The organism is Streptomyces endocoffeicus, assembly GCF_016741935.1.
GTDB classification, from domain to species: Bacteria; Actinomycetota; Actinomycetes; order Streptomycetales; family Streptomycetaceae; genus Streptomyces; species Streptomyces endocoffeicus.
The window spans coordinates 524,022-550,045 of sequence record NZ_JAERRG010000001.1 but is presented as its reverse complement, the minus strand read 5'-3'; the positions used below and the strand labels follow the sequence as shown (position 1 = coordinate 550,045).

Below are 26,024 nucleotides of genomic sequence, written 5' to 3'. Positions count from 1 at the left end.
ACCGCACGAAAACCCAAGTAGCTCCGCTACGAGGGCCTCCGCGCGGCACGCCGAGAGCACGCACCGGACACCGCTCCTTCCTCCACGGAGATCCGTCAGAAGGACCCTAGCCGGCTGCCGGACTCCGGTACGCGGCCAGCAGATCGTCCGTCAGCCGACCGACCACCTCCGCCACTTGGGTGCGCAGATAGTGGTGGCCACCGGGAAAGCGGTGGACCCGGGCGTCGGCCGTCGTACAGGCGCCCCACTCGGGCAGCGACTCCGGGTCGACCATCGGGTCGTCGAGTCCGCCGAAGACGCTCAGCCGCGCGCCCAGTGGCGGCCATGCCCGCCACGTATGCTGCAGCAGCGCCACCGCGTCCGCGAGGAACGGGGTGTAGACGGTCCGGGTGAGCGCGTCGTCGGTCGGCTGCTCCCAGCCCATGATCTCGGTGATGACGGCGATCCCGGCGCCGAGGTTGCGCGCGATGTGGTCGTCGAGGCCGTCGCGGTTCGGGGGCGGCACGGCGGACAGCGCGAGCAGGTCCGGTTCGGTGCGCGAATCCGACCGGAGCCGGTGGGTGGCCTCGAACGCGAGCAGCGCCCCGAAGCTGTGCCCGAAGACGGCGTAGAAGCCGTCGGCGGGCGGCCGGTGCCGCAGATCCGCGGCGATCGCCTCCGCGATGCCCGTGGCGGCCCAGCCGATATCGGTGATCGACGGCTCTCCGGCGCGGGTGCCGCGGCCCGGCAGATCGACCGCCACCAGGTCGAACAGTTCGGAGAACGCGGCGACCCAGGGCAGGAAGAACTCCGATCCGGTGCCGGACGGCGGTACGCAGTAGAGCCGGATCCGCGCGGTCTGCCGGTCGGTGAGCCGGTTGAGCTCCGCGCCGGGGAACGGTGGGCGCGCGGTCATACGCCCCGCCTGACCCGCCCGAGCAGGCGTGGGGCGAGTTGCCGGACACCGGCCGCGGTGGCCAGTTCCATCGTCGGGACCACACAGTCCAGCCTGCGTTGCAGTACGGAGCTCAGCTCGGCCGCCATCAGCGACTCCAGGCCGAGCTGGTCGAGCCGGGTGTCCGGGTCGATCCGCTCCGGAGCGGTGTGCAATACCGCGGCCAGCGCCGAGACCAGCACCTCGGTGACGATGGCCAGCGCCTCCGGCTCGTCCGCCGAGCGCACCAGCTGCGGTATGTTCCGGCCGGCGTCATGGGGATCGGCGTCCGGGTCGGGCAGGATCTCGGCGAAGCGCGGTGCGGCGACGGCGGGGAGGAGCTTCGCGGTCTGCGCCCAGTCCGTGTTCCCCACCATGACGACGTCCGCATCGGGATCGGTGATCAGCTCGCCGAGCACCCGGGTGGCGGTGGTGGAGTCGAGTTCCCCGAACCCGGCCTGCCGCATGGTGTCGACCATGCCGGCCCGGTCGGCGTAGCCGGTGTCGGAGATGGCGCACCACTGCACGGCCAGTCCGGGCAGCCCCGCGGCCCGGCGCCGCCGGATGATCGCCTCGCCCGCCAGGTTGCCCGCGGCGTAAGTACTTTGCCGGAGGTTGCCCGCGAGCGCGGAGATGGAGCTGTAGAAGACGAAGAAGTCCAGTGGCCGGTCGCGGGTGAGCCGGTCCAGGTGTGCCGTCCCGTCGAGTTTCGGGCTCACCACCGCGCGGGTCCGCTCGTCGTCGAGCTCCACCGCGGTGGCGTCGTCGAGGACGTCGTCGAGCACCATGGCGGCGTTGATGACTCCGCGCAGCGGATGGCCGGTGGCGTCGATCGCGGCCACCAGTTCCCGAGTGGCCGCGGGGTCGGTGATGTCGGTGGCGTAGGCGGTGGCCCGCGCCCCCTCGTCGGCGATGCGCGCGAGCACCGTACGGGCCTCCGGGTGGGCGGCGCCGCTGCGGGAGGCCAGCGCGAGGTGGCGTGCCCCGCAGCGGGCCAGCCAGCGGGCGGTGGCGCCGCCGAACCCGCCCAGACCGCCGGTGACGAGGTACGTCGCCTCCGGGTCCAGGGCCACGGGTGGTCGCGGTACGCGTACGGGGACCGGTTCCGCGGGGTCGAGCGTGATGACGAGCTTGCCGATGTGGCGGGAGTCCCGCAGCAGCGCCATGGCGTCGGCGATCTGGTCCGCCGGGTAGGTGAGGTGCGGCAGGGGCCGGTACGTCCCGGACGCGACGCGCTCGGCCAGTTCGTCGATCATCTGCCCGGCCACCGGGCTGTCGCCCTGGAGCAGGCTGGTGAGGTCGACTCCGAAGAAGGAGAGGTCACGGGAGAACGGCCGCAGGGCGAGCGCGTTGTCGGCGAGGATGTCGCGCTTCCCGAGTTCCACGAACCGGCCGTGCGGGCGCAGCAGTTCCATGCCGCGGCCCAGCGCCTCTCCCGCCACCGAGTTGAGCACGACGTCCACCCCGCGGCCCTCGGTGATGTCGAGGACCTCGTCGGCGAAGCCGAGGCTCCGCGAGTCCAGCACGTGTTCGTGGCCGAGCAGGCGCAGCAGCTGGCGCTTGGCGGGGGTGCCGGCGGTGGCGATGACCGTGGCGCCGGCGTGTTCGGCGTAACGCAGCGCGGCCAGTCCCACTCCGCCGGCGGCCCCGTGCACGAGGATCGTCTCGCCGTGGCGGAGCCGGGCCAGGTAGTCGAGACCGTAGTGCACGGTGGCGAACACCGTCGGGATGGTGGCCGCCTCGGTGAACGGCATGTGCTCGGGGATGGGGATGGTGAGCCGGGCCGGGCAGCGCACATGCGAGGCGAGGCTTCCGGACTGGGCGACCATCACCCGGTCGCCCACGGCCCGGTCGGTCACATCGGCGCCGACGTGGGTCACCACTCCGGCGCATTCGAGGCCCAGCAGCGGGGTTCCGGCCTCCGGTGTCTCGGCCATGGGCGGTACCAGTCCCCGGGAGACCATGATGTCGGCGTAGTTGAGCGCCGCCGCCCACACCTCGATGACCACTTCTCCCGGTGCGGGTTCGGGTACGGCCACCGCCGTCCAGGCCGGTCCGTCGTCCACCACGGCCAGACCGAAGGGGCGGACGGAGTGGGTGGCGGGGCGGCGCTCGGTGATCCGCGGTACGAAGCGTCCGCCCGCGGTGAGCACGGCCTCGTCCTCGTCGCTTCCGGCGAGCAGCTCCGCGCAGATGTCCGTCGCGGTCGCGCTGGGGGCCACCGCGATCCTGCGGATTCTCAGCAGGGGGTTTTCGCTGGTCAGGGTGCGTGCTTGGGCCCAGGCGGCGGCCGGGGCGGGGCGTTCGGGGACGGCGGCGTGTTCGCCGGGCGTCAGCACCCAGGCGCGTACCTCGCGGCTCTCGGGCAGCGCCTGGCAGGCGGTGACCATCGCCCTGAGGATCGCCGCCTGCCGGACGACCAGGCCGACGACGTCTTCCGCGGCCCCCGCGGCCTGGTCACCGAGCATCACCAGGATCCCGGTGCTCTCCTCGGTGCCGTTCAGCGCGGCGCCCCAGCGCGCGGCGTCGTCGGAGGCGGCTACGTGGCGCACCGTACGGCCCAGCTCGCGCAGCCGCGCCACCACGGCTTCGGGCAGGTCGTGGAGGCCGTCCGTCGCCACCACGAAGTGGCCGGGCGCGGCGGCATCGGACACCGGTGTGAGCCGTTCGCGCATCCCCCGGTCGGCGAGGAGTACCGAGCAGATGGGCTCCTCGCCGAGCTGGGCCACGTCGGTGAACCCGGTGGAGCGCAGCACCTCGGGCCACCGCTCGCGGGCGAGCAGGGTGTCCTCGCGCAGTTCCGTGTCGGTGAAGCCGGTCGCCGAGGGGAGCAGCCCGTAGCAGGGGGCGAAGAGGTCGTTGTCGTGGAACTCCAGGGCGAGCAATCGGCCACCGTTGTCCAGGAGTTCGGTGACATGGCCGAGGGCCCGGCGCACATCGGTGGTGGCGTGCAGCACATTGGCGGCGATCACCAGGTCGAAGGAGGCGGCGGCGAAACCCTGTTCGGCGGGGTCCCGGTCCAGATCCAGCGTCCGGTAGTCGAGGAACCGGTGGTCGGCGAACCGGTGGCGGGCACGCGGGAAGAACGCGCTGGAGATGTCCGTATACGTGTACGTGGTGCGGTCGGCGGGCAGCCGGGGCAGCAGCCAGGCGGTGGTGGACCCGGTGCCCGCGCCGACTTCCAGGATCCGCAGCGGCCGGTCCGTCGGCCAGGCGTCCACCAGCCCGGTGAGCAGCTCCCCGGCCATCCGGTTGAGGTAGTGGTGCACCACGGAGGTGGTGTAGTGCAGTTCGGCGAGGCGCTCGGTGTCCGAGAAGAGCAATTGCACCGGATCGACATCTCCGGTGAGCACCCCGGCCAGTTGCGGGCCGCAGCGCGCGTACAGGAGCAGTTCCGGCGCCATGGCGGGGAAGTCCCGCAGCAATTCGGTGAGGAGCCGGTCCGGTTCCGGGGTCCGGTCGAGCACGCCTTCTCGTTCGGCGAGGGCCCGCAGGTTCTCGTACAGCCCGCGGTGGGCCGGTCGTGCGCCCGCCTTCTCCAGTTCGGCGAGTGCGGCCGTCACGAAGTGGCCGGTCAGGTGTTTGACCCGGCGGACGAAGGCGGGGCCGTCGTGGCGTCGGGCCGCCTCGTCCAGCGCCGCCACCTCGGCGGCCCGCGCGGCGGCGAGCGCGGTGGCCGTCGGCAGTCCGGCCGGGCCGGTGGCCCCGGGCAGCGGTGCGGCGCGGAGCGTGCTGACGATGCGGTCGATGCCGCTCGCCGCTCCCTTGTTGCGGCGTACGTGGACTCCGCGCAGTTCCATGGCGACGGTGCCGTCCGGATCGGCGACGGTGATGTCCACCACCGCCTCGCGCAGCGTCAGGCGGCGGGTCCGGATCAGTGCCACGCCCCGGTCGGCGGGGGTCCGCCAGAAGCGGACCCGTTCCAGTTCGGCGGGCAGGAACTGGTGGACCTGCCCGTTCTCGGCGTGGGGAAGCAGCGCCGCGATGGATTGCAGCGTGGAGTCGATCAGGGCCGGGTGGGCGTGGAACCCCTGCGCCCCGGAGGGGTTGGCGTAGTCGGCGAGCACCGTGTCGTCGGCCACGGTGAGCCGCTGGACGCCGCGGAACGCCTCCCCGTACGCCAGCTCGACCTGCCGCATCCGTGCATAGTGCCGTTCCCCGGAGATCTCGGTGCGGGCGGCTGTGCGGAGGGCCGCCACATCCAGGGGCGCGGGAGGATCACTGTGCAGACGGCGCACCCGCGCCTTCGCGTGTTCCTGCCAGTCCTCGTCGCCCCGGCGGGAGGCCACGCGGAGTACTTCACCGGCGAGGTGGGTCTGCACGGTGGTGTCCATGCCGGGGTCGTCCCACGGCAGCACCAGCGCCTTGCCGATGTCGAGGCCGGTGACCTCCACGGCCCCCTCGTGGCGGCTCCGGCCTGCCGCGAGCGCCATCTCCAGGTACGCGGCACCCGGCATCACGACCGAACCGCTGACCCGGTGGTCGCCGATCCAGCCGTGCCGGGACGGTTCGACCGGGGTCTGCCAGGTGGGTTCCACGGTCGGCAACCGGTCGCCGAGCAGTTGGTGTCCCGACTCCTGTCCGCCGCCACCCGGTCCCGTCGTCCACCAGTCCGGGGCGCCGTTGAGGTGGCGTTCGCGCTGCCACGGGTAGGCGGGCAACGGCACCACCCGGCCGCGTACCGGGAACCAGGTGTCCCAGTCGACGTCGGCCCCGGCGGCGAGCACGGCCGCGCAGGTGGTCCGCACCGCGGTGGCGCCCGCCGCCTCGCGGGACAGGGTGCCGACGGTGGTCACCGGCCGGTCCGCGGTGGCGCACTGCCTGCGCAGATAGCCCAGCAGCACCGGATGGGGGCCGACCTCCACGATGGTGCCGCAGCGGTGTTCGTCCGCCAGCGTGGTGATGGCGGGGCCGAACAGCACCGGCTCCCGGATGTTGCGCCACCAGTATCCGGCGCCCAGCTCGGTGCCCGGCAGTGTCCCGCCGGTGACGGTGGAGACGAACGCCGCGGTCCCGGCCCGTGGCGCGAGCCCGGTCAGCGATGTGTGGAGCCGGTCCCGGATCGGCTCCATCGAGCGGCTGTGGAAGGCGTAATCCAGGTTCAGCTCCCGGAAGAAGACACCGCGGCGGAGCAACTCGTCGCCGAGCGCGGAGAGTTCCTCGGCGGGTCCGGAGAGGGTCACATCGGTGGGGCTGTTCACTCCGGCCAGCTCCAGGCCCCGGCCGTCGATCAGCGCGGAGACCTCGTCGGCGGACACCCCCACCGCGGCCATCCGCCCCCCACCCGCCGTCTCCGCCTGCGCGAGGCCGCGTTCGGCGATGACCCGGCAGGCCGCCGCCAGGTCCAGCGCCCCGCAGGCGTGCGCCGCGGCCACCTCGCCCACCGAATGGCCCGCCACCGCGGTGGGCCGGATGCCACGCTCCCGCAGCAGCGCGGTCAGCCCGATCTGCACCGCGAACAGCAGCGGCTGGGCGATCTCGGTCCGGTGCAGCTCCGGTTCCGCGGACCTCAGCTCTGCCAGCACCGACCAGCCCAGGTGTCCGGCCAGTGCGGCGTCCACCTCGGTGACGGCAGCACGGAACGCCGGTTCGGCGTCAAGGAGTTCCGCGCCCATGCCCGCCCACTGGGCGCCGTTGCCGGAGTACACGAACGCCACCGGGCCCGGGGTCGCGGCCGCCGCGGCGCCCCCGCCCACCGGAGTGCCCTCGGCGATCGTCTCCAGCAGCGCGGCGGCTTCACCGGCGCCGTCCGCCACCACCGCGACCCGTTCACGGTGGTGGCCACGCCGGAGGCAGCTGGTGTAGGCGAGGTCGTAGAACGAGTCGGTGGCATCCCGGAGCCGGGCCGCGGTGCGGGTGACGGCCTCGGTGAGCGCCTCCGGGGTGGCCGCCGAGACCACCACCGGCAGGGACGTCACCTCCGGCGGCGCGGTCGCGGAGGGTACGGGCGGCGGGCCGAGGACGGCGTGGGCGTTGGCCCCGCCGAAGCCGAACGAGTTGACCGCCAGGGCCCCCGAGCGCAGGGGTCGCGCCGCGGTCACCGGCTCCAGGCCAAGACCGGAGAAGTCGATCGCGGGGTTGAGCGGTTCGGCGTGCAGCGATGCCGGAATCACCCCGTGGCGCAGCATCAGCACGCATTTGAGCAGACCGGCCATGCCCGCCCCGGACTCCAGATGGCCGAGGTTCGACTTCACCGAGCCGATGGGCAGCGGAGTGCCCCGGCCCGCGCCGAGCGCATCGCCCAGCGCCCGGCACTCGATCGGGTCGCCCGCCTGCGTACCGGTGCCGTGCGCCTCCACATAGGACACGTCCTCGGGCCGCACCCCGGCGTCGCGGTGCACCTGGCGCATCAGCCGCTCCTGGGCCTCCGCGCTGGGGAGCGACAGTCCAGGGGTGCGCCCGTCCGCGCCCACTCCGGTGCCGAGGACCACGGCGTGCACGGTGTCCCCGTCCGCCTTGGCGTCGGCGAGGCGCTTGAGCACCACCACCGCGCCGCCCTCGGCGCGCACGTAGCCGTCGGCGTCCGCGGAGAAGGAGCGGCAGCGGCCGCTGCGGGAGAGCATGGACGCCTTGGAGAACCCGATGAAATCCCCCGGGCTCAGCAGCAGGTTGATCCCGCACGCGAGCGCCACTCCGCCGTCCCCGGCGCGCAGTTGGGCACATGCCTGGTGCAGGGCGACCAGGGAGGAGGAACAGGCGGTGTCCACCGCCATGGACGGCCCCCGCAGATCGAACAGGTGCGAGATCCGGTTGGCGGTGTTGCACAGCGCCGCCCCCGCCATCGTGTACGCCGTGATCGCCTCCGGGCGGGCGTACTGGAGCTGGCCGTAGTTGGCGTTGCTCACCCCCACATGGACCCCGGAGTCCGAACCCGCGAGCGTCCCCGGATCGATACCGGCGTCGTCGAGGGCCTCCCTGGCCATCTCCAGCAACAGCCGCTGCTGCGGGTCCATCCGGCTCGCCTCGCGGGGCGACAGCCCGAAGAACGCGGCGTCGAATCCGGTGATGTCCGCCAGGAATCCGCCCGCTGCCGTGTACGCCTTCCCGGGGCGCCGTGGGTCGGGGTCCACGAACCGGTGCGCGTCGAACCGGTCCGCGGGTATCTCACCGACCAGATCGCGGCCGGCCACGAGCGCGGCCCACAGCCCCTCGGGCGCCGTGATGCCACCGGGCAGTCGGCAGCTGAGCCCGACGATGGCGATGTCGCCGGACTGTTCCTCACGGGAGAACGGGACGGGCGGTGTGGAGATCGTTTGATGTGCCATCGATCCTGACCTTACCAACGAGACCCCACGAGATTCCCTGGTCAATCGCTTGTGGCGGGGAGGGACTCAGCCCGGCCGGCCGGGATTCTGCGGCACCACACACCGGTCGTCCGCGGCCGGGGCCCCCTTCGGCCAGGCCAGGGCCTCGAAGCTCAGCTTGCTGCGCATCGGGTCGAGCCGGACGATGGCCAGCGCCTTGTTGTACGGGTTGCCGGCGTTCGTCAGACAGATCCAGCCGCCCGCTCCCTGGACCCGGAACGCGGAGTTCAGATTTTCGTAGTCCTCCTTGATCCGCTCCTTCGACGGGACGGGCGTCCGGGTGGTGGCCGCCGCCTTCGTCAGGGCCTTCGCGGCGGTCAGGATCACATCGTGGGTCTCGATGGCCCGTCCGTCGTCGAACCGCACCGTGCCCAGCTTTCCCGCATGGGCCCTGGCCGCGGCGCGCAGCTGCGCCATGGCCCGCTGCGGTTCGACCAGATGGCGCGGCAGGTCTCCGGGGGCCGCCCCCCGCCTTCCCGCGCGCTTCTTCCAGCGCCCGACCTCCACATCCCAGGCGTCGGGGTGAGCCGGGGCCGCGTAAAGGACGTTGATGGTGGGGGTGCCGGCGCCCGGGTCGCCCCGCAGCAGGGCGCGTTCCGTGCCGTCGAGGCGTTCGTCGAGGGTGGTCGCGTCGGAGCCGGAGATGACCGTGTACGACTTCTTCCGGGCGCAGTAGGTGCGGGCCAGCCTCTTCACGAACAGCTCCAGATGGAACGCCCGGCCCGCGAAGTAGACGACGCGCGCCTTGGATTCGCAGAGATTCATGGCGAAGGTCTCGAACTCGTTCGGGGTGACCCCCGCGACCTCCGGCCCCTCCGAGGCGAACGTCATGTCCTGGGCTCCGGCACCGCTGCCGCGGGCCTCGGTGAACGCGTCCCGCAGCGACTTGTCGTAGCTGTCGCCCGGCCGGGTGTCGGCCACCAGCGCCGTCTGCGCGCGGGCCAGCCCCGGATCGTAGCGCAGCAGCGCGGCGGCCTGGTCCTTGCTGGTGGACACCACCCGGGCCAGGCCCGGATAGCGGTAGGGGCCCGGACCGTCGACGTTGGCGAAGGACTGGGAGGTGACCAGCCCGGCCACGACGGGGATCTTCAGCTCGTTGGCCAGATGGCTCATGGCCTCCTGAGTGGAGTCCAGGCTCAGGTTGAAACCCACGACCATCCGCAGCTCGGGCTCCTGGTCGACCAGCCGGTCCACGGTGAACCGCCACGCCCGGTAGTCCCGGCCCGGGTTGGCCGTCACCAGCCGGATGGGCGGGGCCGCGTCCGAACCGTTCGCCTGCAGCTGCCCCAGATAGGCGCCCTGCACCTCGCTGAGGATCTGCCGGCGCACCGCCGGGTTGTCCGACTCCATCGGAATCATCAGCGCCACGGTCGCATGCGCCGTATGCGCGATCCGCTCGTTCTCCGCCTCGATTCCGGCGAAGACCTCGCGCATGCCCCGCAGACCGGGCATGAAGACCCCGGTCCCGTCCGAGACGCCGACACAGTCCGCGCCCCGCATCAGCAACCGCTCGCCACAGCCGTCCGCACGGTCCCACGGGGCCCAGTTCAGCAGCCCGGCGAGCACCGCGGACACCACCGCCACGGTGCCGGCGGACAACATCGCCGGGCCCCATCGGCCCGCCCCGAGCGCGGGAAGCGGAGCCGGTGGCGGGGAGGCGAGGCGCACCTGGAGCACCCGGCTCGGCAGCGGTACGTCCTGACTGCGCCGCCACCGCTCCACCGCCTCGTCCCGGGCGCGGAACCGGTCGGGCACCGCGGCGGTGATCTCCTCGGCCGCCACGGGGGGTTGTCCGCCCCGTGGCGGGGGCGCGGCGCCGGGGGCGGAGGTGGCGATGACGACGGGATGGACCCGCAGCTCGCGCGCCCCGTCGTCATAGGCGTCCAGCAGCCGATCCCTGATCTGCCGCCGCGCGGCGGACCGGTCGACGTCCGGCAGCAGGATGACCGGGCGGCGCGCCCGGTTGAGGCGGCGGAAGAAGCCGTAATGCGCGTCGATGTCCGCGAGCAGCGCCTCGACGAGCAGCAACTGCTTGTCCGCCACGGGCTTTCGCTGCCGGCCGCGCAGCTCCCGGAAGACCTCCAGCTGGGTGACGACCCGGCCCCGGAACCACTTCCTGCGGTACCAGCGCACCGTACGGCGGTGCGGTAATCGGCAGACGTCGGCCACCTTCACCAGCACCCCGACCAGCCCGCCCAGCTGCTGGGCCAGTTGCTCGTCCCGGGCCAGCGCCTCGGCCCGCTCCTTCATCTCCTGAAGGGTGTAGCGGCGTTCCTCGGCGATCGCCTGCTTGACCATCCGTGCGATCTTGGTGTTCTGCTTGGCCGGCATCTGGCCGTCGTCCGGCCGCCACACATACAGCGCCGCGAAGGCCGCCGCGAAGCGGGGGAAGGCGATGGGCAGCCGGTAGGCCGGGCGGCCGTCGTATCCGCAGCCCTGGGCGATGGCCAGCAGCTCGGTGACGACCTGCTGCTCCGGTGTCTCCTCCGCCGGCAGCTCATCCGGACAGTTGACCGGCAGAACGCCGCGGTGCCGCTCGTGGAAGAGGCGGGGCCAGCCGCGGACGGTCGCCTCCTCACCTTCGAGCTGAAGGACCAGCGCCCCGCTCGCACGGTGGAACCTCAACCGCCCGAAGCGCAGCCGGTCCCTGATCGTCAGCTGCGCCAGCGCCGCGTCCAGCGTCTGTTCCATGTCAGCCCCCGTCCTCGGAAGGGGCGAGGGTAGAGCAGGGGCTCGGGAGGGGTCCCGGGCTTCAGGGGGTATCGGTACGGGGGTCTGTCGCGATAGGAAGCCGGACGCCCCCTTTGCCGACGGGCTCGTCCGGCTGTTCGTCTTTGCCGACGGGCCGGCCTGGCTGTTCGTCTTTGCCGACAGGCTGGTCCGGCTGTTCGTCCCGCGTGGCATGCACATACGGCTCGTCCGCCGGTACCGCGCCGCGCAGCGAGCTGATCATCGTGCCCAGCAGCGGATTGCTGTTCTCATGGCGGTGCAGGGCCATCACGCGGCGGAACGCCAAGCGCTGCGCCAGTCGAGTCGCCTCCACCGAGTCACCGGGCGAGTGCCCGAGCCCCGGCACGATGGCCACGCCAAGACCAGCGGACACCAGCTCCCGTACGACGTCGTAGTTGTTGCTGCGAAAGGCGACCGCGGCCTCGAAACCGGCCGCCGCGCACAGCCGGGTGAGCGAGAGCGCACCGGCTGTGCCTTCCCTGCTGGTGATCCAGCGGGCCTGCGAGAGCCCGGCCAGGCGCGGGCTCAGACCGCTGCCGCGGGCCCTGAGCAGAACGAGGTCCTCGCGTACGAGCTGATGACAGGCCAGGCCGACCGACCACTGCCGGGGGCTCAGCCCGTACTCGTACACCAGCGCCACATCCAGGTCACCGGCGTTCAGCGCGGCGACGAGCTCCTCCGGCTCGCCCTCCTCGAGCTGCACCTGCGCCCGCGGGTGGGCCGACGTCAGGGCCGACAGCGCCGGTGGCACCAGCCGGACACTGGCCGTGGGGAAACTTCCCAGCCGCAGCCGAGCCGTGGCACCGGTGGCGAGCTGGTGCACCTGATGGCCGAGGTCGTCCATGGCCGCCAGCACCGGGACACTGAGGTCGACCAGCCGGTGAGCCGCCGCGGTCGCCCGGACACCGTGCGCCTCCCGCTCGAACAGCACCAGCCCCGTCTCCTTCTCCAGGGCCGAGACCTGCTGGGAGATCGCCGAGGCGGTGTACCCGAGCTCGCGGGCCGCGATGACGAACGAGCCGGTGCGCACGACGGCCCTCAGGGTGAGCAGATGCTGCGGCTTGAGCAACGCGTACCTCCCGCCGGACTCCGAGAACGGGCCACAGCGTAAGCATCGCTGCGGCTCAAAGGTCAATACTTTCGTGCTGCTGGGTCTTGTGAGGGGGGCCGGGGCCCCGGATCGTGGCGGTGACGAGGTCGGACATGTCCGATGGACCAAGGAGCTACCGCCGTGACGGCGACCGCGCAGGGCCCGCAACGCCCCGACGCCGCCAGAGTGCCCCGCGAGCGCCGGCACGTGACCTCGCCCTGGCCCCGGACACACGAACGGCCACGGTGCAGCCCGGCATCCGTATCGCCCGCCGCACCGCCACCGCGCTCGCACCGGCCGTACGCGCCCTCACCCTCGCCGAACTCCTCGTCCCTGCGGATGGCTTCAGCTGCCGCACCCAGATCACTCAGCGGACCGACCGCGCGGGCACCCACCTCGCCGAACTCATCGCTCGCCCCCTGCCCCACCTAGCCTCTTCCTCAGCAGACAAGGAACCCGCACCGTGACTGACGCACTGTCGCTCATCGACGACTGGGGACCCGAGAAGATCGTCGTCGTCTCCCACCGGCGCACCGGTATGAAGGGCGTCCTGGTCATCGACAACACCGCCCGGGGCATCGGCAAGGGCGGCACCCGGATGAGCCCGACCGTCTCCGTCGGTGAAGTCGCCCGGCTGGCCCGCGTCATGACCTGGAAGTGGGCCGGTGTCGATCTCTTCTACGGCGGCGCGAAAGCGGGAATCGTCGCCGACCCGGCGTCCCCCGACAAGGAAGCGGTACTCCGCGCCTTCGCCCGCGCCCTGTCCAACGAGGTGCCCCGCGAATACGTGATGGGCCTGGACATGGGGCTGACCGAGAACGACGCGGCCATCGTCCAGGACGAGCTCGGCGACCGCGGCGCGGCCGTCGGCACGCCGGGCCACCTCGGGGGAGTGGCCTACGACGAGCTCGGCGTCACCGGCTACGGAGTGGCCGAGGCCGCCGACGCGGCTGCCCAGCACCTCCGGCTGCCCCTCGGCGGCGCCCGGGTCGCCATCCAGGGATTCGGAGCCGTCGGCCACGCCGCCGCCGTGCGGTTCGCCGAACTCGGCGCCACCGTCGTGGCCGTCTCCACCGCCAAGGGGGCCCTCCACGACCCCGCCGGACTGGACGTGCCCGCCCTGCGGGCCGCGCGGGAAGAGCACGGCGACGACTTCGTCACCCGCCACCACCAGGGCATCGCCGTACCACCCGGCCAGGAACTCACCGTCGACTGCGACATCCTCGTCCCGGCGGCCCTACAGGACGTCATCGACGAGACGACCGCCCACCAGATCAAGGCCAAGCTGGTCGTGGAAGGCGCCAATCTGCCCACCTCACCGCGGGCACAGTCCATCCTCGCGGAACGTGGCGTCTCCCTCCTGCCCGACTTCGTGGCCAACGCCGGTGGCGTCGTCGCCGCCGCCTTCGCAATGGACGCCCGCTACTCCGGATTCCGGCCCGAGACCTCCACCATCTTCGAGACGATCTCCAAGCGGCTGCGCGCCAACGCCGTCACCGTTCTCGAAGAGGCCAAGCGCCGTGCCACCACTCCGCATAGCGCCGGGCGCGGCCTCGCCGAGGAACGCGTCCGCGCCGCCATGCGCAGCAAGGGCCGCATCGGCCCCTGATCGTTGTGTCGCAGGAGACGTCAGGAGGGATGCGTCAGTCGATCTCGATGACGATTTCGCCGGGGGTTTCACCGGCGGCCAGGGCGCGCTGCGCGTCGGCCGCGCGTGGGCCGGCCCTCGCATCCGGAGGAAGTGACCGAGCTCGTCGCGTTGCTCGTCCCACCGCGCGCGGCGTCCATCGTCGGCGCCGAGTACGTCATCGACGGGGGCAGCGAGCCCGCCGTGTGACGGCCGATCGTTTCCGCATCACAAAAGGAACGGTGATTCTGTTAACGTGGTGCCGCAAGCAGAACCACTATTCTTTTTGTGGGGGGTGTGTGGTGCCGCGGCTCACCGACGCGCGCAAGGAACTCCGGCGTGCCCAGATCGCGGAGGCCGCCGTGCGCTGCTTCGACCGCAACGGCCTGGAGCGGACCTCGATCGCCGACATCACGGCCGAGTCCGGCCTCTCGGCAGGCTCGATCTACACGCACTACCGCAACAAGGCCGACCTGGTTCAGGCCACCGCCCGCGAGGTGCTCGCCAAGCGCGCCGAGGTCCTCGGCGAGTACGCCGCGAGCGACACTCCGCCCGGCCCGGACGAACTGCTCGCCCGCCTGATCGCGGCGATCGACCCCGCCGAGGCCCGGGTCGGCGTGCAGACCTGGGGGGAGGCGACCACCGACCCGGTCATCCGCGGCATCGTCGTCGACATGATCGACCAGATGCGCGCGATGCTGCTCGACTGCGTCACGGCCTGGCTGGTCAAGGTCGAGCACCAGGAGCCGGCCGCGGCCCGGGAGCGCGCCACCCCGATCGCCCACCGGGTGTCGGCGCTCTACCAGGCCGAACTGCTGTACACCGCCTTGCGATCACCGACTCAGGAGACAGCGTTATGACCACCCCGACCGCATCGTTCGCCGGCCGCGACGTCTTCCGGATCGGCTACGGCGCGGCGCAGCTCGCCCGCCTGCACGACCGCCGCGGCGAGGCCGTCGCGCTGCTGCGCCGCGCGGTCGAACTGGGCGTCGACCATGTGGACACCGCGGAGTTCTACGGCTTCGGTTTCGCCAATGACGTGATCCGCGAGACGCTGCGTCCCGAGGACGGTGTCCTGGTCGTCACGAAGGTCGGCGCAGACCCGAACCCGGGCGGGCGCCTGCCGCTGCGTCCGGCGCAGCGGCCCGAGCAGCTGCGCGCCAGTGTCGAGGACAACCTGCGCAGTCTCGGCGTCGACCGGCTCGAGGTGGTCAACCTCCGCCGCCTGGACACCGGTCCCGGGCTGCGTCCCGAGGGCGACCAGGTCGTCGGCCTCGACGACCAGCTCGCGACGATGGCCGCCCTGCGCGACGCGGGCAAGATCGGCGCGATCGGCCTGAGCAGCGTCCCCCTCGACGGCCTGCGCCGCGCCCTGCCGGCCGGCATCGCCTGCGTGCAGAACGCGTACAGTCTCGCCTCCCGCGATGACGAGGACATGCTCGAACTGTGCGCGGCCGAGGACATCGCCTGGGTGCCGTTCTTCCCGCTCGGTGGGGGCTTCCCGGGCCTGCCCAAGGCCACCGAGGAACCGGCCGTTCTGGCCGCGGCCGAGTCCCTGGGCGTCACGCCTTCCCAGGTGGGCCTCGCCTGGCTGCTGCACCACGCGCCGAACGTGCTGCTCATCCCCGGCACCGCCGACGCCGCCCACCTCGAGGCCAACATGGCGGTCGGCGAGATCACCTTCGACGCCGCGACCCTCGCCACCCTCGATGCCGTCGAGTCCCGCTCCAACGAGGTCCCCATCGGCTGACCGGAACCAGCGCGACCAGGGTCGCGACCACACGCCGGACACCCTGACGGAATGTCGGGCCGCGCCGGTGAACCCCGCTCCACCAGGCTCTGAGGACGGATCATGAAGGCCATCATCTACCGCGACAACGGCGACCCCGACGTTCTTCGGCTCGTCGACCGTGACCTGCCCGCGCCCGGCCCCGGGGAGGTTCGCGTCCGGGTCGCCGTGTCCGGGATCAACCCGACCGACTGGAAGGCCCGCTCCGGCGCCACCGGCCCCAAGCACTTCCCCGAGGTCACCCCGCACCACGATGGCGCCGGCACGATCGACGCCGTCGGTGAGGGGGTCGACCAGGGCCGGATCGGTCAGCGGGTCTGGCTGTTCCTGGCCGCCGCCGGGCGGCCCACCGGTACCGCCGCCGAGTTCACCGTCGTGCCCGCCGAGCGGGCCGTGCCGCTGCCCGACGAGGCCGGTTTCGACGTCGGCGCCTCACTCGGCGTCCCCGCGCTCACGGCGCACCGCGCGCTCACCGTCGCCGAGGACGGGCCGCGCCGTCTGCGGCCCGGGGCGCTCGACGGGAAGGTGGTGCTCGCCGCGGGCGGGGCCGGTGCGGTCGGGCACGCGGTGATCCAGCTCGCCCGATGGGCCGGCGCCACCGTGATCAGCACGATCAGCGGCCCGGAGAAGGCCCGGCTGGCCACCGCCGCCGGGGCCCACCATGTGATCAACTATCGCGAGGGCGACCCGGCCGCCGAGATCCGCGAGATCGCCCCGGACGGCGTCGACATCGTCGCCGAGGTGGCGCTGGGCGCGAACCTCGCATTGGACATGGCCGTGCTGCGGACCCGCGGCACGATCTCGACCTACGGCAACGACGGTGGCAAGCCGGTCGAGTTGGACGTGACGCGGAACATGGTGTTGAACGCGCGCTTCCAGTTCGTGGTGCTCTACACGGTCGGCTCGGAACCGCTCGCCGCGGCCGTTGCGGACGTCGCCGCCGCGGTGCGCTGCGGTGGGCTGCCGGTCGGCGAGGAGCACGGTCTGCCGCTGGTCCGCTTTCCGCTCGACCGCACCGCCGACGCGCACCGGGCGGTGGAGAGCGGCGCGGTCGGCAAGGTCCTGGTGGACGTCACGTCGTGACGTCCAGCCGGCCGCCGTACGAATCCCCGGGCAGAACGCCATGGCCCGAGTTCACCATCGCTCACCGGGCCTGAAGGGTCAGAGGCAAGCGAGCCTGCGGGGTCAGAGGCTGGTGAGCAGGTCGTCGAGCGGCGCGGGTACGCGGTCGTTGTCGAGGGCCTCGACGAGGACGCGGCCGTAGTGGATCTTCCGCCCCTTCTTCGTGCCGAGGAAGCGCCGCAACTGCTGCGGTGAGGTGCGGCCCTGCTGTGCGGGCTGGCGCTGGAAGGTCTGCAGGGCGCGCAGGTCGCCCTCCGCCCGGACGAGCTCCGCCACCTGCGTCACCCCCAGGGCGCGGATGAGCTCGTCCTCCAGATCCGCCGCGCAGACGAAGAACTCCTGCCGCGCCGCACCGGCCCGCTCCAGGCCGCGGGCGTAGAAGCGGCGCTCCGCCTCGTCGCACAGCCCGGTGAGGCGGAGGCCCAGACCGGGTGGCCCGAGGAGGTGGGCGAAGCGTCCGACGCTCATGGCACCGCCCATCGGCAGGACGCAGACTCCTTCGGCCGCCAGGTCCCGGCCGCGGCGCGCGGCCAGCGCGCCGACCGCCGCGGCGTCGCTCGGCCCTTCGAGCAGGACGACCGCCCGGACGGGCAGCCGCGCGGCCAGCTCGCGCGCGGGGTCGTCGGGGCCACCGGCCGCCCACGCGGTGACCGCTTCCTGGAACGCCCCCATGTCAGCCATGGGACGAGTCTTTCGGCCCCTCCGGCCGCCGCGCCAGGGATTTTCACCCTCCCGGAGTCCCGGAGCCGGCTCAGCGGGTCCGTCACCTCGATCTAGCGGTATTGTCTAGAAGTAGAATTTCGGTCGATTGATATGTGCGCGGGACGCGGCCCGGCCCTACTCGAGAAGACGGACATCACCCCATGACCACCACGCCCTCCACCACGGCCGGGACGCTGGCCGACCCCGACACCCCGTTCGCGGTGGTCGACGTACACAAGGCGCTACGGAACATCGACCGGCTCGCCGCCAAGGCCGACCACCTCGGCGTCACCTTGCGGCCGCACATCAAGACGGCCAAGAGCCTCGATGTCGCCGCCCTCATGCACGGCGCCGCCCCGAACCCCGTCACCGTCTCGACCCTCGCCGAAGCCGAGGCGTTCGCCGACGGCGGCTACACCGACATCACCTACGCCGTCGGCATCGACCCGCACAAACTCCCCCGTGTACTCGCCCTGTTGCACCGCGGTGTCACCCTCCGCGTCCTGCTGGACAGCCGCGAGCAGGCCGCCTTCGTCGCGGAAGCCTCCCGCCGGGCCGGTATCGGCGTTCCCGCGCAGATCGAGATCGACTGCGACGGCCACCGCGGCGGCCTCAAGACCGACGACCCCGCGCTCCTCGACATCGGTCGCACCCTGCACGACGCCGGATGCCTGGACGGTGTGCTGACCCACGCGGGCGAGTCCTACTTCGCCCACTCGGCGGAGGAGCGGCGGCTGGCGGCGAAGAACGAACGTGACACCGCCGTCGCCGCCGCCGAGAAACTGCGCGCCGCCGGTCTGCCCGTCGCGACCGTCAGCGTCGGCTCGACGCCCACCGCGCACGCCGCCGAGGACCTCACCGGCGTCACCGAACTGCGCGCCGGCAACTACGTGTTCTTCGACCTGGTGATGGCCGGTCTCGGAGTGTGCCGGATCGACGACCTCGCGCTGTCGGTCGTCGTCACCGTCATCGGACACCGCCCCGAGTACGGCTGGATCGTCACCGACGGCGGCTGGATGGCGATGTCCCGCGACCGCGGCACGGCGGCCCAGCCCCGGGACCAGGGATACGGCCTGGTCACCGACCTGGCGGGGCGCCCGATCCCCGGCCTGGTCATGAGCGCCGCGAGCCAGGAGCACGGCACCATCACCGCCCGCGACGGCGCCACCCTGCCCGACCTGCCCATCGGCACCCGCCTGCGCGTCCTGCCGAACCACGCCTGCGCCACCGCCGCACAGCACCGTGGCTACCACGTCATCGACAGCGGCCGGACAGCGGCGGACGCACCCGCCGTCCTGACTGTCTGGAACCGCGTCAGCGGCTGGTGACCGGCCACCACAGCCCTCAGCGGCTTCAACTGGGGGTCAAGGGGTCGCAGGTTCACATCCTGTCGTCCCGACGGTGTGATGTCGCAGGACATCGGAATGACCCCGAACCCACGATTGGGTTCGGGGTCATCGTCGTTGTGGGCCGGGTGGGCGGCCGGTTGGCTGGTAGTCGTGGCTGGGGCCGATGGTCAGGTCGCGGAGTTGTTCGCCGGTGACGGCGTTGACGAAGGCCGGCCACGCGAGCCACGGGTACCACGGCACTGGAGAGACGACCAGCGGCCGGGCCAGGGCTTCGGCGTGTTGGGCATATGACGGCCGGCGTTCGGCGACAACGCACCAGCGTTCGGCTGCAGACGGCTGCAGCTCGGGCGGGTACATCGCGGTATCGGCCGCGCAGTAGCCGAATCCGCGCAGGTGGACCCAGCCGTCCCGGGTGACCCGGTCAGTGAAGAACGCCTGCGCTGCGGGCCCGGTGAGGTCCACGTGCCCCGACGGCAACCGGAACCCGCCGCCGGGGGCGAGATGAGCCGCCTCGGGCGTTCCGACCGGCGGTGGCAGCACTGTCTGCGAAGCACGTAGTTCCGCCGTCCAACGCCGTCGCAGCTCCGACTCGTTGTCTACGATCTCTCGTGCCCAGGAGTGCAGGCGAGCCGCTCGGCGGGCCCGATGAGCTGTCCTGCAACCGGATGAATGCTCACGGGGCGGCGAACTCAGTGACACCGTCGATGTAGTCCGTCGGATCGGCGAGGCCGGCTTCGCGGAATGCTTCACGGCGTTCGAAGCACGTTCCGCAGGTGCCGCAGTGCCGTTCGCCACCCTTGTAGCAGGACCAGCTCTGGCCGAGCGGCGCACCCAGACGTGTCCCGTGTGTGGCGATGTCGGACTTCGACCAGTGGATGAAGGGCGCCTCGATCCGGGGCGTGGGGAAGCCCTCGTTGGCGACGCCCACCAGCGTGTTCAGCGCTGACACGAAGGCGGGTCGGCAGTCCGGGTACACGAAGTGGTCGCCCGCGTGCATGCCGAGCGCAACCACGGAGGCTCGTTCCGCCACCGCGATCGACACCGCGACGTTGGCCAGGACGGCGTTGCGGTTGGGTACCACCGTGGACCGCATGGACGCTTCCGCGTAGTGGCCGTCCGGTACGTCCACCTGCTTGTCCGTCAAGACTGAGCCCTTGAGGAGCCGGCCCAGGTCGCTCAGGTCCGCCACCAGGTGCCGGGCTCCGAAGTAGGCGGTCACGGCGCGGGCCGCCTCGATCTCGCGGCGGTGCCGCTGTCCGTAGTCCACGGTGACGGCGAGCAGGCGGCTGCTGAGCGCGGCGTAGTGCGCCAGGAGGGTGGTGGAATCCAACCCTCCCGACAGGACGACCACGACGTTGAACGGGTTGGGCTTGTCGATGTCCTGGCCCATTCGGCTTCTCCTTGCTGTGTCCGAGGTCGCGTGAGGCCGAGGCGTGTCCCGCTCCGGCTGTGCGGTCCCGATCGTGGGCCCGGCACGCTCAGGAATAAGGAGTTACGGGCGGCGGATGCGGCGTGGGCGGCGGCCCCGCTGACCGAGGCGCTTGGAACCCGTTGTCGCGTTGCGGGCCGTTAGCCTGTCGGTATGTCAGAGCGCGTCATGCCCGGTCGCACGGACGGCCTGATCACCCTGGGTGCCGCGGACGCTCTGTGGGCCGATGTGACGGCCGACAGTGCTGTGCCGACGGCTTCTGGGGCATTCACCTGGTCTCCTGCCCATGCCCGGGTGGGGTACGTCCTGCTCGGCGGCCATGTGGTGGCGACGGTGAGGGCGAGCGGCGGTCAGTGGAGTGTTCCGGAGGCTGAGGTGCGCCGGGCGGCCGCGGAACTGAACGCGGTGGCGATGGATCGGCAGGACCTGGTCCGCATCGGTCCGTTTCGTGGGGCGCCGAGACAGGGATACGACGGGGAAACGCAGCTGCGTTGGCGCCGGCGCATCGCGGGGGAACTGGGGGAGCCGAGCGGCCCCGAGCGGGCAGCACGAGGTGAAGTCGGCCGGCCGTACCATCTGGCGGGGATCGACTGGCGACAGATGCTCGTGGAGCGGACCCGCGACGGGACGCAGCGGACGTGGTGGCTGCCGCGGGCTGTGGTCAGGCTGCTCGACGCGGCCGAGCACACCGAAAAGCAGTGGGTGCACGCTGCGCGGACCCACCGGGCAGGCGCAGCCGCCGCCGAGCCGCCCTCCCAACCCCAGCAGGCCCGAGATGCCGACGGTCGGCAGACGACGAGCCCCGAGGGCCCCACCGCCTCACCGCGCCCGTACAACGGAGAGTTGGAAGGGCAGCTGTACTCGGTGCTCAGCAGGAAGCCCGGTACCTCCCGCAAGGTGGCCGGGTGGGTGTGCGCCGTCTGCCGCACCGCGCCCGCCGCCGTGCTCGACCACTGCCACGAACACGGCTACGTCCGCGCCCCTGTCTGCCAGTCCTGCAACACACAGGAACGCCCCGACCACCTGTACAGCAACGACATCCGCGTGGCGAACCGCTACACACGCCTCTTCGACACCGGCGCCGACGACTGGCTTCGCCACTGGCACCGCTGCCCCGGCTGCCGCGCACGCACCACTCTGCCGCTGCCGCACCTGGCCGCATGGACCGCGCACATAGCCTGCCGATCGCTGCGCCCGACCCACCGCGCCCCCGGCGGGCGCGAGCCCTGCGGTGTCCTGCGCGTGTCCTGGACGGGCAGTCAGAACGCGCCCCGTTCCTGCCTGCTCACTGTCGCAGTCGATTTCTGCCCCTCCGGCGAGCACCGTGTCCTGGCGCGAGTCCCCTACCGCGAAGCCGCCGAGCGGTTTCGTCTCTGGTTGGCCGAGACGGCTCCTGCTGTGGCCGCCGCGGCCGGTCCTGACCGTTTGGACGGCCTCCCCGCCCAGTCCCGGCCAGTCATCGCCGACACCAGCGGCGAGGGCCTGGCACTGTTCTGAACCCCGCCGCCCCGGCCGGGCCCGGCCGATTCCTCCCCGTCCGCGCAGGGGTGGCCGTCCGGCTCGGCCGCCTCGGCGACCACGGGGAAGAAGCCGTCCGTCTCGACCCAGGAGCCCCAGGAGTCCCAGAAGTTCCAGAAGTCCCAGAAGAAGGACGCGCCGCTTAAGGTCATAAAGGCCACGTTCGAGCGGGCGACCGGAGAGTCTGTGGTGGCCGGGACCAGGAGTCTGATCATGCGGGAAGACGGCAATCTGGTGGTCCACGACCAGGACCACAAGCCACGCTCGGCTGCGCTGACCAAGGGCGACGGCAACTCCGCCCGCTTCCAGGCGGACGGCAACCTGGTCGTCTACAACCGCGAGGGGCAGCACCTCTGGTCCTCACGGACCAATGGCCACCCAGCAGCGGTCCTTGTGTTCCAGGCCGACGGAAATGCTGTGGTCAAGTCCGGCGACGCCGTGCCCTGGGCCGCGGGAACGGAGAGCTGACCGTTTCCAGCGAACGAGTACACCTCCGTGGGCCTCGGTGCGCACCGTGTCCTCGTCGCCGACGCGTGTCGCGGTGATGAAGTGTTCGGTGCCCCGGAGCGGAGCATGCCGCTCAGCCTCGAGGCGGCGGGGGTCAGGGGGCGGGCTTCTCGTCACGCAGCCGGTGCCGGTAGCGCAGCGGTGACTCTCCCACCTCCCGTTTGAACGCGGAGCTGAAGGCGCTCACGGATGTGTAGCCCAGGTCGGATGCCAGTGACCCGATGGGATCGTCGCCGTCGCGCAGGGCGCGCTGCGCCAGCAGCATCCGCCAGCGGTTGAGATAGGTGAGCGGCGGCATGCCCGCCACGGTCCGGAAGTGCGTGGCGAAGGACGTCCGTGACATCGCCGAGGCGCTCGCCAGCGTCTCCAGCCGCCAGGGCTTCGCCGGTTCGGCGTGCATGAGGCTGAGTGCCGGACGCAGACGGTCGTCGGTCAGTGCCCGCAGCCACCCCGAGGGGAGCTCGGCCTGGTCGACGTAGGCGCGCAACATGCCGAGCAGCAGGAGCTGGCCGTGCTGCCGGATGGCGAACGCGGAGCCGACGCGGTCGCCGGTCAGCTCCTCGAGGATCTGGTCCAGCCTGTCCCGCAGATGGGTCGCGGCGGGGGACGCCCGGACATGCCCCACCGGCGGAAGCGCCTGGAGCAGCAGGGTCCGGCCCACCGAGTTGAGCGCGACGTGGCCGCCGAGGACCACATCGGCTCCGGCGTGGTCGGCGTCGTCCTCGCGGAGGGAGGTGTAGCTCGCCGTGGTCACATCGATGTCGTGGGGCGGCCCGTCACCGGCGCCTCCCCGGAGCTCCAGCCACGCCTGATTGTTCAGGATGGCGACGTCGCCCGTGTCGAGGGCGAGGGGGTTCCCGGTGCTGTCGGTGGTCAGCCGGGCGCGACCGCGCGCCACCGCGATGAACTTCAGGGGATGGTCGATGGCGCCGCGCGCCACCCAGTGCCCCCGGGCCGCGAAGCCGCTCGACATCAGTCCCCGGATCTGGATGTGGTCGAACACTTCGGACAGCTGGTCGTCGGCCATATCCGTACGATCGAGCAAAAACCCCGAACGTGCAAGGATTCAAAGTACGAGGGGCACGCCCGAGAGTGGACCCATGCATCACACACAACACCCCCTCGGGTCCGGCTTCACCGCGGCGTCGACGGCCGCCGAGGTGCTCGCGGGCATCGACCTGTCCGGCACCCACGCCGTCATCACCGCCGGGCACGCCGGACTGGGCCTGGAGACCACCCGGGCACTCAGCACGGCCGGCGCGTCCATCACCGTCGGCTCGCGCCACCCCGACCGCGCCGCGGCCGCGCTGGCCGGGATCGAGAGTGTCGAGGTCGGTCGGCTCGACCTGCTCGACCCGGCCTCGATCGACGCCTTCGCGGCCCGGTACCTCGACTCCGGCCGCCCACTCCACATCCTGGTCAACAACGCCGGTCTGCCGCTCCCCGAACGCCTGGTGCGCGACGCACGCGGCTACGAGCCGCAGTTCGCCACCAACCACCTGGGCCACTTCCAGCTGACCCTGGGTCTGCTGCCCGCGCTGCGCGCCGCTCACGGTGCCCGGGTCGTCAACGTGTCATCCGGTGGCCATCGACTCTCCGACATCCGCTGGGACGATCCGCACTTCACCACGGGCTACGACGGCCACCTCGCCTACGGCCAGTCCAAGACGGCCAATGTGCTGTTCGCCGTCGAACTGGACCGCCGCTGGTCCCAGGACGGCATCCGCGGCTACGCCGTGCATCCGGGCATCGTCGTCGGCACGAAACTGAACGACTCGGCCGGCGAGGAGCAGCAGCGGGCCATGGGGCTGCTCGACGAGTCCGGCCGGCCCGTCGTCGACCCCGACCGCGGGATCAAGAGCCCGCAACAGGGGGCGAGCACCACCGTGTTCGCGGCGGCCAGCCCACTCCTCGCCGGGATCGGCGGTGTCTACCTCAAGGACAACGACATCTCACCGCTGGACGAGAACCCGGCCCCCATCGCCTTCGGCACCGACCAGGACCCTCCCGCCGATGTCGTGCCTTACGCCATCGACCCGCGGTCCGCCCGGCGGCTCTGGGAGCTGAGCGAGAAGCTGATCACGGCATGAGCCGCAGTGGTCAGCCGCGTGGCGCGTCAGGTCACCAGACCCTGGCGGTAGGCGTAGACGACCGCTTGCACACGGTCGCGGAGCCCGAGTTTGGTGAGGATGCGTGACACGAACGTCTTGACGGTCTCCTGGCTGATCACCAGCGTCGCGGCGATCTCACTGTTGGACAGGCCATTGGCGATGAGGCCGAGCACCTCGAGTTCGCGAGGGGTCAGCGGGATGTCGTGCGGGGCGCCCTCGGGAGGCCGGATCCGGGCGGCGTACCTGCCCACGAGCTGGCGCGTCACCTCGGGGTCCAGCAGGGCGGCGCCCGTGGCCACGGTCCGGATCCCGTGCAGCAGTTGGGACGGCGGTGCGTCCTTGAGCAGGAACCCGCTCGCCCCCGCGCGCAGCGCCTCGTAGACGTATGTGTCCAGGTTGAACGTGGTCACCACGAGCACCTTGACGGGACGCCGCACCGCCACACCGGCCAGCAGGCGGGTGGCCTCGATGCCGTCGAGCACCGGCATGCGGACGTCCATCACCACGACGTCCGGGTGCAGTCGGCCGGCGAGGTCGACCGCGGTCTGTCCGTCTTCGCACTCACCCACCACCTCGAGGTCGGGCTGGGCGTCGATGATCGTCACCAGCCCGGTGCGGACCAGCACCTGGTCGTCGCAGACCAGGACCCGGATCGACTCGCTCACGAGGGACTCCCCGCGGGTATGCGTGCCCGGACGACGAAGCCACCGTTCGTCCGGGCGCCCGCGCTGAAGTCGCCGCCCAGGACGTCGACCCGTTCGCGCAGACCGGCCAGCCCTCGCCCGCTCCCGCCGGGCGAGGCGGGGGCCCGCGAGCCGGAGCCGTCCGTGCTGACCTCCACGGTGATCTCGCCTTCCCCGTGGTGGACCTGGACCGAAGTGCGGCTGCCGTGGGCGTACTTGAGGGCGTTCGTCAGGGCCTCCTGTACGACCCGGTAGGCGACCAGGTCGGCGCTGCCGGTCGACCCCGCCGGTGCGCCCTGCTCGGTGAACTCCACCGGCTGCCCGGACCGGCGGGTCTGCTCCACGAGGGTGCGAAGTCTGCCGACGGTCGGTGCCGTGGCCTCGGTGCCGTGGTCAGGGTTGATCAGGTCCAGCAGGTGCCGCAGATCGGTGGTGGCGCGTCTGCCGGTATCGGTGACGGCGGTCAGGGCCTGGTCGAGGCGCTCGGGCGCGGCGGTCAGATAGCGTGCCGCCTCGGCCTGTACGACCATCGCCGTCACATGGTGGGTCACCACGTCGTGGAGCTCACGGGCGATGCGGGCGCGTTCCGCGGCGCGGGTGTCCTCGGCGACACGGCGGCGGCGGTCGGCCTCCAGGGCCCGGGTGGAGCGCAGCCACGCCCCCATGCCCCAGGGGAGGGCCAGCGCCAGGTAGTACATCACGAACTCGCTCGGCGTCTCGGCGCCCGAACCGAGCCGGTGGAGCGCGACCGCCAGCGGCAGATACATCACGGAGAACACGAGCGCGGTGGTGCGCCGGTGCCGCTCCAGATGGGACGCCACACTCAGCAGCGCGACGGGCATCGCGGTGCCCGCGAACGAGTGGTAGCCACGGAGCTGGTCGATGGCGAAGCCGAGCGACACCAGGGCGAGACAGACCACCGGCCACCGCCGCCGCACGGCGAGCGGAAGGCTCTGGAGGGCGACTGCCACGATGGCCAGTGCGTCGAAGGGGCGGGCCGGCAGGCCGCCCAGCTGCGTCCCGTGGTTCTGGAACGACGGAATGAGCGCCCCGGCGAAGATCAGCAGCCCGAGCGGGAGATCCCGGACCGTGACATCGAACCGGTGCCATATCTCCGGGATACGTCGAACACTGATCACCGGGCGAGTCT

Annotated in this window: 19 protein-coding genes; 9 read left to right on the top strand and 10 right to left on the bottom strand. The window is 72.0% G+C overall.

The window, feature by feature from the left end; genetic code table 11:
* Nucleotides 1–106: 106 nt before the first annotated feature.
* The 4 genes from JK364_RS02455 to JK364_RS02440 all read right to left on the bottom strand — a co-directional run bounded on the left by JK364_RS02455 (nucleotide 107) and on the right by JK364_RS02440 (nucleotide 12,016).
* Nucleotides 107–895, bottom strand: coding sequence for a thioesterase II family protein (locus tag JK364_RS02455; RefSeq protein WP_201846992.1), 789 nt, complete (start codon nucleotides 893–895; stop codon nucleotides 107–109).
* Nucleotides 892–8,178, bottom strand: coding sequence for a type I polyketide synthase (locus tag JK364_RS02450; RefSeq protein ID WP_201846990.1), 7,287 nt, complete (start codon nucleotides 8,176–8,178; stop codon nucleotides 892–894). Before JK364_RS02450 ends, JK364_RS02455 begins: the two co-directional genes overlap by 4 nt.
* A 66-nt stretch (nucleotides 8,179–8,244) precedes the next feature.
* Nucleotides 8,245–10,908: an ABC transporter substrate-binding protein gene (locus JK364_RS02445; RefSeq protein WP_201846988.1), complete on the bottom strand. Its 2,664-nt coding sequence runs from the start codon at nucleotides 10,906–10,908 to the stop codon at nucleotides 8,245–8,247.
* 61 nt (nucleotides 10,909–10,969) lie between these two features.
* Nucleotides 10,970–12,016 carry a LysR family transcriptional regulator gene (locus tag JK364_RS02440; protein WP_201846986.1) on the bottom strand — a complete coding sequence of 349 codons (1,047 nt, stop codon included), beginning with the start codon at nucleotides 12,014–12,016 and terminating at the stop codon, nucleotides 10,970–10,972.
* A gap of 266 nt (nucleotides 12,017–12,282) precedes the next feature.
* Between JK364_RS02440 and JK364_RS02435 the strand changes: the two genes are divergently transcribed.
* The 5 genes from JK364_RS02435 to JK364_RS02415 all read left to right on the top strand — a co-directional run bounded on the left by JK364_RS02435 (nucleotide 12,283) and on the right by JK364_RS02415 (nucleotide 16,536).
* Nucleotides 12,283–12,504, top strand: a complete 222-nt coding sequence (locus JK364_RS02435; RefSeq protein ID WP_201846984.1) for a hypothetical protein — start codon at nucleotides 12,283–12,285, stop codon at nucleotides 12,502–12,504.
* Nucleotides 12,501–13,646, top strand: a complete 1,146-nt coding sequence (locus JK364_RS02430; RefSeq protein WP_201846982.1) for a Glu/Leu/Phe/Val family dehydrogenase — start codon at nucleotides 12,501–12,503, stop codon at nucleotides 13,644–13,646. Before JK364_RS02435 ends, JK364_RS02430 begins: the two co-directional genes overlap by 4 nt.
* Nucleotides 13,647–13,966: 320 nt before the next feature.
* Nucleotides 13,967–14,524 (top strand): TetR/AcrR family transcriptional regulator, encoded by a 558-nt coding sequence (locus tag JK364_RS02425; protein WP_201846980.1) that lies wholly within the window; start codon nucleotides 13,967–13,969, stop codon nucleotides 14,522–14,524.
* Nucleotides 14,521–15,414 carry an aldo/keto reductase gene (locus tag JK364_RS02420; protein ID WP_201846977.1) on the top strand — a complete coding sequence of 298 codons (894 nt, stop codon included), beginning with the start codon at nucleotides 14,521–14,523 and terminating at the stop codon, nucleotides 15,412–15,414. The genes JK364_RS02425 and JK364_RS02420 overlap by 4 nt, the downstream gene beginning before the upstream one ends.
* A gap of 102 nt (nucleotides 15,415–15,516) precedes the next feature.
* A complete protein-coding gene (locus tag JK364_RS02415) occupies nucleotides 15,517–16,536 on the top strand; it encodes an NADPH:quinone reductase (protein WP_201846975.1) in 1,020 nt (339 codons plus the stop codon).
* Nucleotides 16,537–16,638: 102 nt separating this feature from the next.
* Here the strand turns inward: JK364_RS02415 and JK364_RS02410 are convergent, their stop codons facing one another.
* Nucleotides 16,639–17,256, bottom strand: a complete 618-nt coding sequence (locus tag JK364_RS02410) for a TOPRIM nucleotidyl transferase/hydrolase domain-containing protein (RefSeq protein ID WP_201846973.1) — start codon at nucleotides 17,254–17,256, stop codon at nucleotides 16,639–16,641.
* Nucleotides 17,257–17,438: 182 nt separating this feature from the next.
* Between JK364_RS02410 and JK364_RS02405 the strand changes: the two genes are divergently transcribed.
* Nucleotides 17,439–18,605 (top strand): DSD1 family PLP-dependent enzyme, encoded by a 1,167-nt coding sequence (locus JK364_RS02405; protein WP_201846970.1) that lies wholly within the window; start codon nucleotides 17,439–17,441, stop codon nucleotides 18,603–18,605.
* Between the two features lie 126 nt (nucleotides 18,606–18,731).
* Here JK364_RS02405 and JK364_RS02400 read toward each other — a convergent pair whose 3' ends face one another.
* A complete protein-coding gene (locus JK364_RS02400) occupies nucleotides 18,732–19,088 on the bottom strand; it encodes a hypothetical protein (RefSeq protein ID WP_201846967.1) in 357 nt (118 codons plus the stop codon).
* A 211-nt stretch (nucleotides 19,089–19,299) separates the two neighbouring features.
* Nucleotides 19,300–20,016, bottom strand: coding sequence for a 7-cyano-7-deazaguanine synthase QueC (gene queC / locus JK364_RS02395; RefSeq protein WP_201846965.1), 717 nt, complete (start codon nucleotides 20,014–20,016; stop codon nucleotides 19,300–19,302).
* Between the two features lie 192 nt (nucleotides 20,017–20,208).
* Here queC and JK364_RS02390 point away from each other — a divergent pair, with 192 nt between their 5' ends.
* Entirely contained in the window at nucleotides 20,209–21,552 is a 1,344-nt protein-coding gene (locus JK364_RS02390; protein WP_201846963.1) for an endonuclease domain-containing protein, read from the top strand.
* 234 nt (nucleotides 21,553–21,786) lie between these two features.
* Nucleotides 21,787–22,041, top strand: a complete 255-nt coding sequence (locus JK364_RS02385) for a hypothetical protein (RefSeq protein ID WP_201846961.1) — start codon at nucleotides 21,787–21,789, stop codon at nucleotides 22,039–22,041.
* 133 nt (nucleotides 22,042–22,174) lie between these two features.
* Here the strand turns inward: JK364_RS02385 and JK364_RS02380 are convergent, their stop codons facing one another.
* Nucleotides 22,175–23,107 carry an AraC family transcriptional regulator gene (locus tag JK364_RS02380; protein WP_201846960.1) on the bottom strand — a complete coding sequence of 311 codons (933 nt, stop codon included), beginning with the start codon at nucleotides 23,105–23,107 and terminating at the stop codon, nucleotides 22,175–22,177.
* A gap of 73 nt (nucleotides 23,108–23,180) precedes the next feature.
* Here JK364_RS02380 and JK364_RS02375 point away from each other — a divergent pair, with 73 nt between their 5' ends.
* The gene (locus JK364_RS02375; protein WP_201846958.1) at nucleotides 23,181–24,170 is read left to right on the top strand and encodes an SDR family NAD(P)-dependent oxidoreductase; all 990 of its coding nucleotides are present in this window, start codon (nucleotides 23,181–23,183) and stop codon (nucleotides 24,168–24,170) included.
* 26 nt (nucleotides 24,171–24,196) lie between these two features.
* Here the strand turns inward: JK364_RS02375 and JK364_RS02370 are convergent, their stop codons facing one another.
* Nucleotides 24,197–24,856, bottom strand: coding sequence for a response regulator (locus tag JK364_RS02370; protein ID WP_201846956.1), 660 nt, complete (start codon nucleotides 24,854–24,856; stop codon nucleotides 24,197–24,199).
* Entirely contained in the window at nucleotides 24,853–26,013 is a 1,161-nt protein-coding gene (locus JK364_RS02365; protein ID WP_201846954.1) for a sensor histidine kinase, read from the bottom strand. The genes JK364_RS02370 and JK364_RS02365 overlap by 4 nt, the downstream gene beginning before the upstream one ends.
* Between the last annotated feature and the right edge of the window lie 11 nt (nucleotides 26,014–26,024).